This window comes from Xanthomonas citri pv. citri (assembly GCF_000961215.1).
GTDB lineage: Bacteria > Pseudomonadota > Gammaproteobacteria > Xanthomonadales > Xanthomonadaceae > Xanthomonas > Xanthomonas cissicola.
This window is the reverse complement of sequence record NZ_CP008998.1, coordinates 1,616,823-1,633,125: the sequence shown is the minus strand read 5'-3', so window position 1 is coordinate 1,633,125 and position 16,303 is coordinate 1,616,823. Positions and strand designations below refer to the sequence as shown.

General features: G+C 65.7%; 13 protein-coding genes. 12 read left to right on the top strand and 1 reads right to left on the bottom strand.

Annotated elements, in window-relative coordinates:
* Nucleotides 1-2 precede the first annotated feature (2 nt).
* The 5 genes from uppS (at nucleotide 3) to bamA (ending at nucleotide 6,601) form a co-directional block, all read left to right on the top strand.
* Complete coding sequence (gene uppS / locus AMD14_RS07725) at nucleotides 3-761, top strand: polyprenyl diphosphate synthase (protein ID WP_040107740.1); 759 nt, start codon at nucleotides 3-5, stop codon at nucleotides 759-761.
* On the top strand, nucleotides 758-1,585 hold the full coding sequence (locus AMD14_RS07720) for a phosphatidate cytidylyltransferase (protein ID WP_003485370.1): 828 nt from the start codon (nucleotides 758-760) through the stop codon (nucleotides 1,583-1,585). The genes uppS and AMD14_RS07720 overlap by 4 nt, the downstream gene beginning before the upstream one ends.
* A 2-nt stretch (nucleotides 1,586-1,587) precedes the next feature.
* Nucleotides 1,588-2,778 (top strand): 1-deoxy-D-xylulose-5-phosphate reductoisomerase, encoded by a 1,191-nt coding sequence (locus tag AMD14_RS07715; RefSeq protein ID WP_005911720.1) that lies wholly within the window; start codon nucleotides 1,588-1,590, stop codon nucleotides 2,776-2,778.
* A gap of 26 nt (nucleotides 2,779-2,804) precedes the next feature.
* Nucleotides 2,805-4,151 (top strand): RIP metalloprotease RseP, encoded by a 1,347-nt coding sequence (gene rseP / locus AMD14_RS07710; protein WP_011050899.1) that lies wholly within the window; start codon nucleotides 2,805-2,807, stop codon nucleotides 4,149-4,151.
* Nucleotides 4,152-4,234: 83 nt separating this feature from the next.
* Complete coding sequence (bamA, locus tag AMD14_RS07705) at nucleotides 4,235-6,601, top strand: outer membrane protein assembly factor BamA (RefSeq protein WP_003485373.1); 2,367 nt, start codon at nucleotides 4,235-4,237, stop codon at nucleotides 6,599-6,601.
* A 76-nt stretch (nucleotides 6,602-6,677) separates the two neighbouring features.
* On the opposite strand, the gene AMD14_RS07700 is transcribed toward bamA, so the two are convergent.
* The gene (locus AMD14_RS07700) at nucleotides 6,678-6,869 is read right to left on the bottom strand and encodes a hypothetical protein (RefSeq protein WP_011050898.1); all 192 of its coding nucleotides are present in this window, start codon (nucleotides 6,867-6,869) and stop codon (nucleotides 6,678-6,680) included.
* 128 nt (nucleotides 6,870-6,997) lie between these two features.
* Between AMD14_RS07700 and lpxD the strand changes: the two genes are divergently transcribed.
* From lpxD to AMD14_RS07665, 7 genes are all read left to right on the top strand, one after another.
* Nucleotides 6,998-8,011: a UDP-3-O-(3-hydroxymyristoyl)glucosamine N-acyltransferase gene (gene lpxD, locus AMD14_RS07695; protein ID WP_005911713.1), complete on the top strand. Its 1,014-nt coding sequence runs from the start codon at nucleotides 6,998-7,000 to the stop codon at nucleotides 8,009-8,011.
* Complete coding sequence (gene fabZ, locus AMD14_RS07690) at nucleotides 8,008-8,466, top strand: 3-hydroxyacyl-ACP dehydratase FabZ (protein ID WP_003485378.1); 459 nt, start codon at nucleotides 8,008-8,010, stop codon at nucleotides 8,464-8,466. Before lpxD ends, fabZ begins: the two co-directional genes overlap by 4 nt.
* A gap of 25 nt (nucleotides 8,467-8,491) precedes the next feature.
* Nucleotides 8,492-9,283, top strand: coding sequence for an acyl-ACP--UDP-N-acetylglucosamine O-acyltransferase (lpxA, locus tag AMD14_RS07685; protein WP_003485381.1), 792 nt, complete (start codon nucleotides 8,492-8,494; stop codon nucleotides 9,281-9,283).
* Nucleotides 9,284-9,312: 29 nt separating this feature from the next.
* A complete protein-coding gene (gene lpxB / locus AMD14_RS07680) occupies nucleotides 9,313-10,599 on the top strand; it encodes a lipid-A-disaccharide synthase (protein ID WP_011050897.1) in 1,287 nt (428 codons plus the stop codon).
* Entirely contained in the window at nucleotides 10,596-11,330 is a 735-nt protein-coding gene (locus AMD14_RS07675) for a ribonuclease HII (RefSeq protein ID WP_011050896.1), read from the top strand. The genes lpxB and AMD14_RS07675 overlap by 4 nt, the downstream gene beginning before the upstream one ends.
* 262 nt (nucleotides 11,331-11,592) lie before the next feature.
* Nucleotides 11,593-15,183: a DNA polymerase III subunit alpha gene (dnaE, locus tag AMD14_RS07670; protein WP_011050895.1), complete on the top strand. Its 3,591-nt coding sequence runs from the start codon at nucleotides 11,593-11,595 to the stop codon at nucleotides 15,181-15,183.
* Between the two features lie 159 nt (nucleotides 15,184-15,342).
* A complete protein-coding gene (locus AMD14_RS07665) occupies nucleotides 15,343-16,302 on the top strand; it encodes an acetyl-CoA carboxylase carboxyltransferase subunit alpha (RefSeq protein ID WP_003485388.1) in 960 nt (319 codons plus the stop codon).
* Nucleotide 16,303 lies beyond the last annotated feature (1 nt).

Below are 16,303 nucleotides of genomic sequence, written 5' to 3'. Positions count from 1 at the left end.
CCATGCATCCAGTCCTCTCTGCTGCTGTGCCGCGCCACATCGCCATCATCATGGATGGCAATGGGCGTTGGGCGCAGCGTCGGCGTCGTCCACGCGTCATCGGTCACCGTGCCGGCGCGCGCGCGGTCAATCGCACGATCGATTTCTGCCTGGAAAAAGGCGTCTCGGCGCTGACCCTGTTCGCGTTCTCCAGTGAAAACTGGGGCCGTCCGCAGGATGAGGTCGACGCGCTGATGAAGCTGTTCCTGCATGCGCTCGACCGCGAGGTCGAAGAACTGCAGCGACGTGGCGTGCAGGTGCGCTTCATCGGCGACCGCAGCCGCTTTGCCGCACCCTTGCGCGACCGCATGGCCGGCGCCGAGCGCAGCACCGCAGCGAACTCGCGGCTGGTGCTGAGCATCGCAGCCAGTTACGGCGGCCGCCAGGATATCGCCTCGGCTGCCCGCGCATTGGCCGAAGACGTCGCCGCCGGCCGCCTGCAGCCAGAGCAGATCGACGAAGCGCTGCTGTCCAGCCGGGTCGCCCTGGCCGACCTGCCCGCGCCGGACCTGTTCATCCGCACCGGTGGCGACACCCGCATCAGCAACTTCCTGTTGTGGCAGCTGGCTTACACCGAGCTGTGGTTCACCGAAACCCTGTGGCCGGAGTTCGATGCCGGCGTGCTGCAGCAAGCGCTGGACGACTATGCCGGGCGTGAACGTCGCTTCGGCCTGACCAGCGCACAGATCGCCGACAAGGCGACGGAGAGCTCCTCCGCATGACCAAGACTCGCGTGATTGCCGCGCTGATCATGGCGCCGCTCGCGATTTGCGCGATCGTGCTGCTGCCCACCCAATGGCTGGCAGCGCTGGCGGCGGTCCTGTTCCTGACCGGTCTGTGGGAGTGGCTCAAGCTCTCCGGCATCGACGACAGCCTGCCGCGCACCGTGCTGCTGATGCTCAATCTGCTGCTGATGGTGCTGATGGTGTGGGCCTCGGCCGGCTCCATGGTGCTGTTCCAGATTGCGTCGCTGGTGGGCGTGGCGTGGTGGCTGTTGGCGCTGCTGTGGCTGCGTTTTTTCACCTTCGGTGCCGATCATGGCAACGGCCAGGCGCGCGCACTCAAGCTGGCCGCCGGCACCCTGGCAGTGCTGCCGGCGTGGGCGGCGCTGGTGCTGCTGCATGCCAGCCCGGACAAGGGCAACCTGTGGTTGCTGACCGCGCTGACCATGGTGTGGGCGGCTGACTCCGGCGCCTATTTCGCTGGCCGCGCGTTCGGCAAGCACAAGCTGGCGCCGCGGGTCAGCCCCAACAAGACCATCGAAGGGTTGCTCGGAGGCCTGCTCGCCGGCATTGCGGTTGCCTGCGCGTTCGGCTGGCTGGCCGGGCTGACGCTGGCACATGTGCCGCAGCTGGTGCTGGTCTCCGCACTGGCAGTGCTGGCATCGGTGCTGGGCGACCTGTTCGAAAGCCTGCTCAAGCGCCACGCCGGCGCCAAGGACTCGGGCACGCTGATTCCGGGCCATGGCGGCGTACTGGACCGCATCGATGGCGTGCTCGCTGCCCTGCCGGTGTTCGCACTCGGCAAGGAAATTCTCGGATTCTAGGCATGGCTGGCTCCTCTCCCCGTCAGGTCGCCGTGTTCGGCGCCACCGGCTCGATCGGCACATCGGCGCTGGACGTGATCGCCCGCCACCCCGAGCGGCTGCGTGCCAGCGTGCTGTCGGCCGGCAGCAAGGTCGATGAGCTGCTGGCGCTGTGCGCGACCCACCGGCCTGCGCATGCGCTGATTGCCGATGCGACGCTGTACCCGGCGCTGCGCGATGGCCTGCGCGCACGGGGCCTTGCGACCCAGGCGCACGCCGGTGCCGAGGCGCTGGACGCACTGGCGAGCAGCGATGCGTGCGACACCGTGGTGGCCGCGATCGTGGGTGCGGCCGGGCTGCCGTCTACGCTGGCGGCGGCGCGCGCCGGCAAGCGTCTGCTGCTGGCCAACAAGGAATCCCTGGTCCTGGCCGGCGAGCTGCTGACCCGCACCGCAGCCGCCGCCGGCGCTGAAATCATCCCGATCGACAGCGAACACAGCGCCATCTTCCAGTGCCTGCGCTCTTGCGACGCCAGCCGCGGCGTACGCCGGGTCATCCTGACTGCCTCCGGTGGCCCGTTCCGTGGCCGCGACCGCGCGGCGCTGGCGGCGGTCACGCCCGCGCAAGCAGTGGCGCATCCCAAGTGGTCGATGGGTCCGAAGATCTCGGTGGATTCGGCGACCCTGATGAACAAGGGCCTGGAAGTCATCGAGGCGCATCACCTGTTTGGACTGCCGGGCGAGCAGATCGATGTGCTGGTGCATCCGCAGAGCCTGGTGCATTCCCTGGTGGAATTCGTCGACGGCTCCACCCTTGCCCAGCTTGGCCTGCCGGACATGCGCACCACCCTGGCGGTCGGCCTGGCGTGGCCGGAGCGGGTCGAATCCGGCGTCGGCGGGTTGGATCTGCTCAGCCAGGGCCGGCTGGATTTCGAGGCCCCCGACACCGCCGCATTCCCATGTCTGCGCCTGGCCTGGGACGCGTTACGGGCCGGCGGCACCGCCCCGGCGATCCTGAACGCGGCCAATGAAGTGGCTGTTTCAGCGTTTCTTCAGGGCCAGGTGGGTTTCCTAGCGATCCCTGCGTTGGTCGAACACACGCTGACAACGCTCCAGCGGCACAATGCCGATTCCCTCGACACCCTGCTTTTTGCCGATGCGCAAGCCCGGCAAATCACTGAACGCGCCCTCGCCCACCACGCCCTTCATGCCTGATCGTTCCACGCACGCGAGTTGCACCCATGGGTGATTTCATCGGTTCGGTCTGGTGGATGATCGTCAGCCTGGGCGTGTTGGTGACCTTTCACGAATTCGGGCATTTCTGGGTCGCGCGGCGCTGCGGCGTCAAGGTGCTGCGCTTTTCGGTGGGCTTCGGCAAACCGTTGTGGATGCGCCGCGACCGCCACGGCACCGAGTTCGTGGTTGCCGCGATTCCGCTGGGCGGCTACGTCAAAATGCTCGACGAGCGCGAAGGCGACGTGCATCCGGCCGAGCAGGACCAGGCCTTCAATCGCAAGACCGTGTGGCAGCGCATCGCGATCGTCGCGGCGGGTCCCATCGCCAATCTATTGCTGTGCATGGCGATGCTGTGGGCGATGTTCGTGGTAGGCAAGCAGGATTATTCGGCAACCGTCGGCCGCGCCGATGGCCTGGCCGCCGAAGCCGGGCTGACGCCAGGCGAGCGCATCGTACGCATCGACGGCCGCAGCGTGAGCAGCTGGAGCGACGCCAGCATGCAGCTCACCACTGCGGCAATGGACAGGCGCGATGTCCGCGTCCTGACTGCCTCTGACACTGCGAGCAGCAGCGAACACACCTTGCGCCTGTCGCAGTTGCCGGTCGGTTTCGACGAACGCCGCGTGGCCGCCCTGGCCGGCATCGGCTGGCAATTCATGCTGCAGCCACCGGTGATCGCCGAAGTGGTGAAGGGCTCGGTGGCCGATGGCCTGCTCAAGCCGGGCGACCGCATCGTGGCCATCGACGGCCAGCCGATCCGCTCGGCCGAAGACATCATTCCGCAGGTGCAGGCGTTGGGCGCCCACGGCGGGCCGGGCATGATCGAGGTGGCGCGCGGCGAAGACCGGCTGGCGCTGGAAATCGCCCCGCGCAAGTCGCCGCAGGGCCAATGGATGATCGGCGTGCGTCCGGCCGCCGCTCCGGCTCCGGAATACGACAGCCGCCAGCAGTACGGGCTGTTCGCCGCCGTGCCGGCCGCGATCCGCGAAACCGGCCGGATGACCGCCGATTCGCTGGGCATGATGAAGCGCATGCTGACCGGCCAGGCCTCGGTCAAGAACATCTCCGGCCCGGTCACCATTGCGCGCGCTGCCAATGCCTCGGCCGAACGCGGGCTCGACTGGTTCCTGTATTTTCTCGGGCTGCTGTCGTTGAGCCTTGCGATCATCAACCTGATGCCCATCCCGATCTTGGACGGTGGGCATCTGCTGTATTACCTTATCGAGTTGATCAAGGGCAGCCCGATCAGCGAACGGGCCATGATTGCCGGACAATACGTCGGCCTGGCGGCCCTGGCCGGGTTGATGGGACTGGCGTTCTACAACGACATCCTCGGCCTGGTTCCACGATGAAGCTGCTCCACTCTTTCCGCCTGTTGTCGTCGTCATACGCCGGCATCCAGCAACACCCGAATACGACTCCAACCGGATGTGACATGACGCGTCTTCCCACTCGCCGCCTGCTTGCCCTCGCTCTTGCCGCCGGCCTCAGCCTGCCGGCCGTTGCTCTGGCCGTCGAGCCGTTCGTTGCCAGCGACATTCGCGTCGACGGCCTGCAGCGCATCGCCTCCGGCACCGTCTTCACCTATCTGCCGGTGAACCGCGGCGACACCGTGGACGATGCAAAGGTGGCCGACGCGATCCGGGCGCTCTACCGCACCGGCTTCTTCGAGGACGTGCAGCTGGACCGCCAGGGCAACATCCTGGTGATCACGGTCAAGGAGCGCCCGGCGATCAACAAGCTCACCGTGACCGGCAACAAGGACATCAAGTCCGAGGAACTGCTCAAGGGCCTGGGTGACATCGGCCTGTCCGAGGGCGGCACCTTCGATCGCCTGAGCCTGGACCGCGTGACCCAGGAACTGACCCGCCAGTACAACAACCGCGGCAAGTACAACGTGGAAATCACCCCGACGGTGAGCCCGCTGGACCGTAACCGCGTCGACGTGGCCATCGCGATCAAGGAAGGCAAGGCGGCCAAGATCCGCCATGTCAACCTGATCGGTACGGAAAAGTTCGCCAACGAGGACATCCTGGACAACTGGGAATCCAAGGAGCACAACTGGGCCTCGTGGTACCGCCGCGACGATCAGTACTCCAAGGAAAAGATGTCCGGCGACCTGGAAAAGCTCAACTCCTGGTACCTGGACCGCGGCTATGTCGACTTCAGCATCGACTCCACCCAGGTCTCGATCAGCCCCGACAAGCGCGATATGTTCATCAGCGCCGGCGTCACCGAGGGTGAGCAGTACAAGATTTCCGAAATCAAGGTCACCGGCGACACCGTGCTGCCGCAGGCCGACATCGAGCGCCTGGTGATCCCCAAGGCCGGCGACATCTTCTCGCGTGCGCTGCTGGAGTACACCTCCGATGCGATCACCAACACGCTGAGCAACGTCGGTTACGCGTTCGCCAAGGTCAACCCGATCCCGACGCCGAATCGCGAGGACCGCACCGTGGCAGTGAACCTGCAGGTGGTGCCCGGACCGCGCGTGACCGTGCGCCGCATCCTCTACAAGGGCAACAGCCGCACCTCCGACGAAGTGTTGCGCCGCGAAATGCGTCAGTTCGAGAACACCTGGTACTCGCAGGCGGCGATCGACCGTTCCAAGATCCGTCTGCAGCGGTTGGGCTACTTCGAAAGCGTGGATGTGGAAACGCCCGCGGTGCCCGGCAGCAACGACCAGGTCGACGTGGTCTACAACGTCAAGGAGACCACCTCCGGCAGCTTCGTGTTCGGCCTGGGTTACTCGCAGAGCTTCGGTGTGACCACCTCGGTGCAGTTGTCGCAGAACAACTTCCTGGGCGGTGGTAACCGCGTGGCAGTGGAGGCCTCGCGCAGCAGCTATCAGCAGCGCTACGCGTTCTCCTACACCAACCCGTTCTTTACCGACGACGGCGTGTCGCTGGGCTACAACCTGTCCTGGCGTGCACTGGATTATTCGGACTTCAACACCGCGCAATTCAACAGCAAGAACGGTTCGGCGCAGGTGGTGTTCGGTGTGCCGATCACCGAAAACGACACCGTCTCGGCGATGGTGGGTATCGACAGCAACCAGATCACCACTTTCGCGGGCACCACACCGCAGGCGATCATCGACTACATCAATGCGATCGGCACGCGCACCTTCCATGCCTGGCGCACCGAGCTGGGCTGGGCACGCGACACCCGCAACGACTTCTTCATGCCGACTCGCGGCATGTACCAGCGTGTGGGTCTGGAGACCACCCTGCCCGGCTCCACGGTCGAGTACTACAAGCTCAACTACCAGATCTCCAACTACTGGCCGATCATTCCGGCGCTGGTGTTGAACACGCGCTTCGAACTGGGCTACGGCGACAGTTACGGGAAGGACAGCACCCGCGTGCTGACCAACCCGGATGGCAGCACCCGCACGGTCACCGCCACCGGCCTGCCGTTCTACGAGAACTTCTACGCCGGCGGCACCAATTCGGTCCGTGGCTTCGAAGACAACACCCTGGGCCCGCGTTCGGAAGCGATCAATGGCTATACCCGCGGCCAGCCGCTGGGCGGATCGTTCAAGACGGTGGGCTCGGTGGAAATGTATTTCCCCAAGCTGTTCGACAGCCCGTCGGCGCGCGTTTCGGCATTCGTCGACTTCGGCAACGTGTACAACGGCGTGGACAACTTCAAGGCCAACGAGTTGCGCGCCTCCACCGGTGTGGCGCTGTTGTGGCGCGCGCCGGTCGGCCCCATTTCGATCAGCTATGCATTCCCGCTGAAGAAGGAAGACAACGACGAGATCGAGCGTCTGCAGTTCACCTTCGGCGGCCAGTTCTAAGATTGGCACGCGAAACAATGGCGGCCCGGACGCCCGGGCCGCCATTGTTGTTTGAACACCCTGGTAGGAAACAGCGTTAGAAGTAGTCGTTCCAGACATTGCCCAGGCAGGTGGCGGTGGCGCCCCAATCGGATGCGTCCACGCACTGCACCTGCTGGTCCCAGAAGCTCAGAGCGTTGGTGCGCTGCTGTGCGAAATCGTCGGCCGATGCACTGGTGACTGCGCCCAGCAGGATCACGCTACCGAAAATGGAGAGAACAGTTTTCATATGTTTCTTCCTGGGTTCGCCGCATCGTTGCGGCCCGGCAAGCAATACGCTCGATTGTTTAGCCAACTCTTGACGACGTTTTCGAGCTGTTAAACCAGCCACTTATCGTTTACGCGAGGTTTACCCTGATGCGATTGACCGCCAGTGCGATTGCCGAACAATTCGGGTTGACCGTCGTCGGTGACGGCACCACCGAAGTCAGCGGCGTCGCCACCCTGGCCCATGCAGGTGCAGGCCAGCTGAGCTTCCTGTCCAACCCACGCTATCGTCCGCAACTGGCCGACACCCAGGCCGCTGTCGTGGTGCTGCGTGCCGACGATGCCGAGGCCGCCAAAGGCACCGCGCTGGTCGCCAAGGACCCGTATACCGCGTTCGCCAAGATCGCCGCGCTGTTCGATCTGGCACCGGTGCGCGAACCGGGCATCCATGCCTCTGCGGTGATCGACCCGACCGCCCAGGTCTCGGCCACCGCGCATGTCGGTCCGTTCGTCAGCATCGGCGCGCGTAGTCGCGTGGGCGATGGCTGCGTGATCGGTACCGGCAGCATCATTGGCGAGGACTGCGTGGTGGACGCCGGCAGCGAGCTGCTTGCCCGCGTCACCCTGGTCACCCGCGTGCGGCTGGGCAAGCGCGTGCGCATCCACCCTGGTGCGGTGATCGGCGCCGATGGCTTCGGCCTGGCCATGGATGCCGGGCACTGGATCAAGGTGCCGCAGCTCGGCGGTGTGGTCATCGGCGACGACTGCGAAATCGGCGCCAACACCTGCATCGACCGCGGCGCGCTGGAAGACACCGTGCTTGAAGAAGACGTGCGCGTGGACAACCTGGTGCAGATCGCGCACAACTGCCGGATCGGCGCGCACAGTGCGATTGCCGGCTGCACCGGCATTGCCGGTAGCGCCAAGATCGGCCGTTACTGCCTGCTGGGTGGGCATGTCGGCGTGGTCGGCCACCTGGAGATCTGCGACAAGGTGGTGATCACCGGCAAGTCTGTCGTGCGTAATTCCATCCATGAGCCGGGCGAGTATTCGTCCGGCACCCCTCTCACCGACAATCGCACGTGGCGCAAAAACGCCGCGCGCTTCAAGCAGCTTGATGTGCTCGCTAGGCGCATCCTGGCTGTGGGCAAGGAGAAAGAATGAGCCACCACGTTTACGAACTGCCGATCGACGTCAGTCAGATCCAGACGCTGCTCCCGCACCGTTACCCGTTTCTGCTGGTCGACCGCATCCTCGAACTCGATCTTGAAACCAAGTGGATCGTGGCGCAGAAGAACGTCAGCATCAACGAGCCGTTCTTCCAGGGCCATTTTCCGAACCGTCCGGTCATGCCTGGCGTGCTGATCATCGAGGCGCTGGCGCAGGTCGGCGGCGTAATGACCCAGCTCGGCCTGGGCCGCGATGCCTTGTCGCAGCTGTTCTATATGGTCAAGGTGGACAAGGCCCGCTTCAACAAGCAGGTGGTGCCGGGCGACGTGTTGATCATGGAAGTGCAGATGAAGCGCCTGATCCGCAACGTGGGATGCTTCTACGGCGAAGCCAAGGTCGATGGCGAAGTGGTGGCCAGTGCCGAGGTGATGTGCGCCGGCGCCAGGTAATCACCCGCTTTCGGAGTAAGACACGATGCGCGATTCAACACCTTTGATTCATCCGACGGCGGTCATCGATCCATCGGCAACGCTGGCGGACGACGTGCGCGTCGGCGCCTTCTCGCTGATCGGCGCCGATGTGCAGATCGGGGCGGGCACCGAGGTGGGGCCACATTGCTCGATCCACGGCCCGACCCGGATCGGTCGCAACAACCGCTTCATCGGCCATGCCGCGATCGGCGGCGAACCGCAGGACAAGAAGTACGCCGGCGAACGGACCGAATTGGTGATCGGCGACGGCAACGTGATCCGCGAATTCGTCACCATCAATCGCGGCACCGGCGGCGGTGGCGGCATCACCGTGGTCGGCAACGACAACTGGATGCTGGCCTATACGCACGTGGCGCACGACTGCCATGTGGGCAACCACTGCGTGTTCTCCAACAACACCACGCTGGCCGGCCACGTCACCGTCGGCGACTACGTGATCATCAGCGGTTTTGCCGGCGCACATCAGTTCTGCCGTATCGGCGCGCACGCCTTCCTGGGCATGGGCGCGCTGACCAACGGCGACGTCCCGCCGTTCACCATGGTAGGCAGCGAATCGCTGGGACGTCCGCGCGGCATCAATAGCGAAGGGCTCAAGCGCCGCGGTTTCGACGCCGAACGCATCACCGCGATCAAGCGCGCCTACCGCACGCTGTACGTGGCCGGCCTGCCGCTGGCAGATGCCAAGCTGCAGCTGGCCGAACAGGCCAAGAGCAGCGACGATGTGCGCGGGATGCTCGAGTTCATCGAAGCAGCAGAACGGCCCTTGTTGCGATGAAGGGAATTGGGAATCGGGAGTCGGGAATCGTGGACGGCCAGCGCAACGGCGCGTCGGTCGGCAGCGTTACGACTGCGCTACCGATTCCCGATTCCCCACTCCCGATTCCCGGTGCGCGCAAGCGCGCACCTCGCATCGCGCTGATCGCCGGCGAGGCCTCTGGCGACATTCTCGGCGCGGGGCTGATCGAGCAATTGCGGTTGCGCTATCCGAATGCCGAATTCGTGGGCATCGGTGGCGATGCGATGCGTGGCGTCGGTTGCCAGACCTGGTTCGATGCCAGCGAGCTGGCGGTGATGGGCCTGACCGAGGTGCTGCGGCATTTGCCGCGCCTGCTCAAGCTGCGCAGCGCGTTCCGCGAGCGGGTGCTGGCGTGGAAGCCGGACGTGTTCATCGGCATCGACGCGCCGGATTTCAATCTGCCGGTGGAACGCTGGCTCAAGCAGCGCGGGATCAAGACCGTGCACTACGTCAGCCCGTCGGTGTGGGCGTGGCGCGAGAAGCGTGCCGAAAAAATCGGCGTCAGCGCCGATCTGGTGCTGTGCCTGTTTCCGATGGAGCCGCCGATCTATGCCAAGCATGGCGTGGACGCCCGCTTTGTCGGCCACCCGATGGCCGACGATATCGCCTACCAGTCCGACCGCGCAGCGGCGCGCGCAACGCTGGGCCTCTCCGCCTCCAGCACCGTCCTGGCAGTGTTGCCCGGCAGCCGGCACGGCGAAATCAGCCGGCTCGGCGACACCTTTTTCCAGGCGGCCTGGCTGGTGTCCGAGCACCTGCCCAATCTGCATGTGCTGGTACCGGCCGCCAATCCGGGCTGCAAGCAACTGCTGGCCGAGCAGCTGTCACGCTCGTCGCTGCCGGTGATGCGCTCGCATCTGCTCGACGGCCAGGCGCGCACCGCCATGCTGGCCGCCGACGTGGTACTGCTGGCCTCCGGCACCGCCACGCTGGAAGCGATGCTGGTCAAGCGCCCGATGGTGGTGGGCTACAAGGTCGCTCCGCTCACCTACCGTATCGTCAAGCTGCTGGGCCTGCTCAAGGTCAACCGCTACGCCCTGCCCAATATCCTGGCCAATGACGACTTGGCGCCGGAACTGATGCAGGACGACTGCACCCCCGAGCGACTGTGCGTGGCACTGCTGGACTGGTTCAAACACCCCGACAAGGTCGCCGCCCTGCAGCCGCGCTACCTGGCCCTGCACGCAGAGTTGCGCCGCGATGCGTCGGCGCGGGCAGCGGATGCGGTGGCTGGGCTGCTGTCGCAGCGCGAATCGGGAATGGAGAATCGGGAATCGGCAGGAGCCGGCGCATGAGGCGCTCTACCTCCAATGGCGCGGTTGTCGTTCCGGCGACGCAGGACGGGCTTTTCCACGATTCCCCATTCCCCATTCCCGATTCCCGCCTGATCGCCGGTGTCGACGAAGCTGGCCGCGGCCCGCTGGCCGGGCCGGTGGCCGTTGCCGCCGTGGTGTTCGACCCCGGCAAGCCGCGCATCAACGGGCTGGACGATTCCAAGCAGCTCACGGCCGAGCGGCGCGAGCAGCTGTATGCGCGCATCGTCGACCGGGCGCTGGCGTGGTCGGTGGTGTTGATCGACAGCGAAGAGATCGACCGCATCAATATCTACCAGGCGACCATGCTCGGCATGCGGCGCGCAGTGGAAGGCGTGGCGCATGTGGCCGGGTTCGCGCGCATCGACGGCAACCGCGTGCCCAAGGGGCTGCCCTGCCCGGCCGAGGCATTGATCGGTGGCGACGCGTTGGACCGCGCCATCATGGCCGCCTCGATCGTGGCCAAGGTGACGCGCGACCGGCTGATGCACGAACTGCACACGCGCCACCCGGAATATCGCTTCGATCAGCACAAGGGCTACAGCACGCCGGTGCATCTGGCCGCGTTGCAAACCCACGGGCCATGCCCGCAACATCGGCGCAGTTTTGCGCCGGTGCGTCTGGCGCTGCAAGGCCGTGAAGGCCTGGAACCGGATCCCGGGACCCGGGACCTGGAGCAGTTGCAGGTCGGGCAACTGGTTGCGCCGCTGTAAGAGACGCCAGGGTCGGCATCGGCGTGTCCGGCTGCGCGTCGGAGCCTGAACAGCCGCACATCGCGTGCCGTGCGCAGTAGCTCCAGGCACACATCATTCCACTCGTCTCGGCCCTGCAGTCCTCCGATGCCTGTGCAGCGCCGGCCCAGCACGCGATTGACCGCCCTTCCGGGTCCCCGGTCCCGGGTCCCGCCCCCCGCTGTCAAGCCTTGTTCGCCCCCGCCCCCGCCGGTACCCTGACCGCGCATTATTCCGGTCCCGCATGTCCACTTCCCGCTTCGTCCATCTGCACGTCCACACCGAGTTCTCGCTGGCGGATTCCACCATCCGTGTGCCCGAGAAACCGGATCAGGCTGACCCGAAAAAAGCCAAGCAGGCCAACCTGCTGAGCCGGGCAGTCGAACTCGACATGCCCGCGCTGGCAGTCACCGACCTCAACAACCTGTTCGCGCTGGTCAAGTTCTACAAGGCCGCCGAAGGCGTCGGGATCAAGCCGATCGCCGGCGCCGACGTGATGATCGCCACGCCGGACATGACGCCGTGGCGCATGACCCTGCTGTGCCGCGACCGTGAAGGCTACCTGAGCCTGTCGCGGCTGCTCACCCGCGCCTGGATGGAAGGCCACCGCCCCGAAGGCGGCGTGGCGATCCATCCGGAATGGCTGCAGGCCGGGCACGCCAACCTGTTTGCGCTGGCCGGCCGCGACAGCCTGGCCGGGCGCCTGTTCAACGAGGGCCGCGCGGATCTGGCCGAGCAACAGCTGGCCGACTGGCAGCGCGTGTTCGGCGATGGCCTGCACCTGGAGCTCACCCGTACCGGCCGCGATGGCGAGGAACGCTTCAACCAGTTCGCGCTGCACGCCGCGGGCGTGCGCGGGCTGCCGGTGGTGGCGAGCAACGACGTGCGTTTTCTGTACGCCAGCGACTTCAATGCGCACGAAGCGCGCGTCTGCATTTCCTCCGGCCGCGTGCTGGACGATCCCAAGCGCCCGCGCGACTACAGCGACCAGCAATACATGAAGTCCAGCGAGGAGATGGCGGCGCTGTTCGCCGACATCCCCGACGCCATCGACAACACCCACGCGCTGGCGCAGCGCTGCAACATCGAGATGCGCCTGGGCACCTACTTCCTGCCCGCCTACCCGGTGCCGGAAGACGAAACGCTGGACACCTGGATCCGCAGCCAGTCGCGACAGGGTCTGGCCGCACGCCTGGAAAAGAACCCGATCGCGCCGGGCAAGACCCGCCAGGACTATGTGGACCGGCTCGAATTCGAGCTGGACACCATCATCAAGATGGGCTTTCCCGGCTACTTCCTGATCGTGGCCGACTTCATCCAGTGGGGCAAAAACCAGGGCATTCCGATCGGCCCGGGCCGCGGTTCCGGTGCCGGCTCGCTGGTGGCCTGGGCGCTGCAGATCACCGACCTGGACCCACTGCCGTACAACCTGCTGTTCGAGCGCTTCCTGAATCCAGAGCGCGTGTCGATGCCCGACTTCGATATCGACTTCTGCATGGACCGGCGCGACGAAGTCATCGACTACGTGGCGCGCAAGTACGGCCGCGAACGCGTCAGCCAGATCATCACCTACGGCACCATGGCCGCCAAGGCGGTGGTGCGCGATGCCGGCCGCGTGCTGGGCTTTTCGTATGGGTTGGTCGACAGCGTGGCCAAGCTGATCCCCAACATCCTGGGCATCACGCTCAAGGACGCGATGGGCGAAGGCAAGGACTCGGAGATGGCCTCGCCGGATCTGATCCAGCGCTACCAGGTCGAAGACGACGTGCGCGACCTGATGGATCTGGCGCGCCAGCTCGAAGACCTCACCCGCAACGCCGGCAAGCACGCCGGCGGCGTGGTGATCGCGCCCGATCCGCTTTCCGAGTTCTGCCCGCTGTTCGCCGAACACGACGAAGACGGCCGCGGCAAGAACCCGGTGACCCAGTTCGACAAGGACGACGTCGAGGCGGTGGGCCTGGTGAAGTTCGACTTCCTCGGCCTGCGCACGCTGACCATCATCGATTGGGCGGTCAAGGCGATCAACGTGCGCCATGCGCGCGCCGGCATCGACCCGGTCGACATCACCGCCATTCCGCTCGACGACGTGCCCACCTACAAGGGCGTGTTCGCCTCGGGCAATACCGGTGCGGTGTTCCAGTTCGAATCCTCGGGCATGCGCCGCCTGCTCAAGGACGCGCGCCCGGACCGCTTCGAAGACCTGATCGCGCTGGTGTCGCTGTACCGTCCTGGCCCGATGGACCTGATCCCGGACTTCAACGCGCGCAAGCACGGCCAGCAGGAGATCGTCTACCCCGATCCGCGCACCGAAGTCATCCTGAAAGACACCTACGGCATCATGGTGTATCAGGAGCAGGTGATGCAGATGGCGCAGATCGTCGGCGATTATTCGCTGGGCGGCGCCGACCTGCTGCGTCGCGCGATGGGCAAGAAGGTGCCGGCCGAAATGGCCAAGCACCGCGAAATCTTCCGCGAAGGTGCGGCCAAGGGCGGCGTGAGCGCAGCCAAGGCCGACGAAATCTTCGACCTGATGGAGAAGTTCGCCGGCTACGGCTTCAACAAGTCGCACGCCGCCGCCTACGCGCTGGTCAGCTACCAGACCGCGTGGCTGAAACGGCATTACCCGGCCGAATTCATGGCCGCCACGCTGTCCTCGGACATGGACAACACCGACAAGGTGGTGGGCTTTCTGGATGAGGTGCGCAACCTCGGCCTCACCGTCAAACCGCCGCGCGTCAACGAGTCGGCGTACATGTTCGAGGCCGCCAGCCCGGACACCATCCAATACGGCCTGGGCGCGATCAAGGGCGTCGGCCAGGGCGCCTGCGAGGCAATCGTCGAAGAACGCCAGCGCGGCGGTCCCTACACCACGCTGCTGGATTTCTGCACGCGCGTGGGCACCGCAAAGCTCAACCGGCGCACGCTGGAAGCGATGATCAATGCCGGCGCCATGGATGGCCTGGGCAAGAACCGTGCCTCGCTGATGCTGCAGTTGCCGGAGGTGATGAAGGCCACCGAGCAGATGGCGCGTGAGCGCGCCTCCGGGCAGAACTCGCTGTTCGGCGGGCCGGACCCGAGCGCACCGGCAATGCGCCTGGACCTGCCCGAAAGCAAGGAATGGCCGTTGGGCCAGCTGCTCACCGGCGAGCGCGAAACGCTGGGCTTCTACCTCAGCGGCCACCCGTTCGACCCGCACCGCGACGAAGTCCGCGAGCTGGTCGGCTGCGACCTGGGTGCGCTGGAAAAGATCCTGGCCTCGCAACAGCGTGGTGGCGGTGGGGGCGGCGGCGATGGCGAAAAACGCGCCTGGCGCCCGGAGGTCGGCGCCATTCTTGCCGGCCAGGTCGTCGGCGTGCGCCGCAAGGGCGACAGCCAGGTGTTCGTGCAGCTCGAAGACGGCCGCGGCCGGGTCGAATGCAGCGCGTTCTCCGACGCGATGGCCGAGTTCGGCCACCTGCTCACCCGCGACCGCATCCTGATCGTCAAGGGCGGCCTGCGCGAGGACGAATTCAACGGCGGCTACAGCCTGCGCATCCGCCAGTGCTGGGACTACGAGCAGATCTGCGCCGACCACGCGCAGCGGCTGTCGCTGCGCCTGGACCTGCGCGAGAAGCAGGCCTTCAAGCGCATCGACGCCCTGCTGGCCAAGCACCGCCCCGGCAAGACGCCCCTGCGCCTGGACCTGCTGCTGCGCGCGCCCAGCGGCGGTGTGGCCGGCATGCTCGACCTCAACGGCAACCACTCGGTGCGGATCGACCAGCAGCTGATGGACAGCCTGCGCGCAGACCCTGCGGTGCGGACGGTGAAGATCAAGTACAGCCCTCCGTGGGCGTGAGAAGGGGGAATCGGGAATGGGGAATCGCAAAAGCACGGCGGCCGGATACCTTGCTCTGATTCCCGATTCTCCATTCCCGATTCCGCTCCCAACGCCCCCGTACGGGCCGAAGGCAGCGCTTCAGCTACACTCCCCGCCTTACGTTGACGACGCCATTGCATGAATCCTAACTACCTCGACTTCGAGCAACCCATCGCCGATCTGGAAGCAAAGATCCAGGAACTGCGCAAGGCCAGTACCGGGCCTGCGGTCAACGTGGAGACCGAAGTGCGTGCGCTGCGCGACAAGCTGCGCGTGCGCACCGCGCAGATCTTCCGCGATCTGTCGGCCTGGCAGGTCTCGCAGCTGGCGCGTCATCCGCAGCGCCCGTACACGCTGGACTACATCAACACCATCTGCGACGAATTCCATGAACTGGCCGGCGACCGCGCCTACGCCGACGACAAGGCCATCGTCGGTGGCCTGGGCCGTATCGACGGCCGCCCGGTGGTGATCATCGGGCACCAGAAGGGCCGCGATACCAAGACCAAGGTGGCACGCAACTTCGGCATGCCGCGCCCGGAGGGCTACCGCAAGGCCTTGCGCCTGATGAAGCTGGCCGAACGCTTCCGCCTGCCGCTGCTGACCTTCATCGACACGCCCGGCGCGTATCCGGGCATCGGTGCCGAGGAGCGCGGCCAGTCCGAGGCGATCGCGCGCAACCTGCTGGAAATGGCCGAGCTGAAAATCCCGGTGATCTGCACCGTGATCGGCGAAGGCGGCTCCGGCGGCGCGTTGGCGATCGGCGTGGGCGACCGCACCCTGATGCTGGAATACGGCACCTATTCGGTGATTTCGCCGGAAGGCTGCGCCTCGATCCTGTGGAAGGACGCGGCCAAGGCCAAGGACGCCGCCGAACAGCTCGGTCTGACCGCCAAGCGCCTGAAAGGCCTGGGCCTGGTCGACAAGGTGATCCGTGAACCCACCGGCGGTGCGCATCGCAATCCCGAACAGATGGGCAAGCGTCTGAAAGCGGTACTGCTCAACGAGCTGGACGCGCTGGAAAAGATTCCAGTGGATACGTTGCTGCAGCAGCGCTACGAGCGACTGCGCAGCTATGGTGCCTACGAAGGGCATTGAT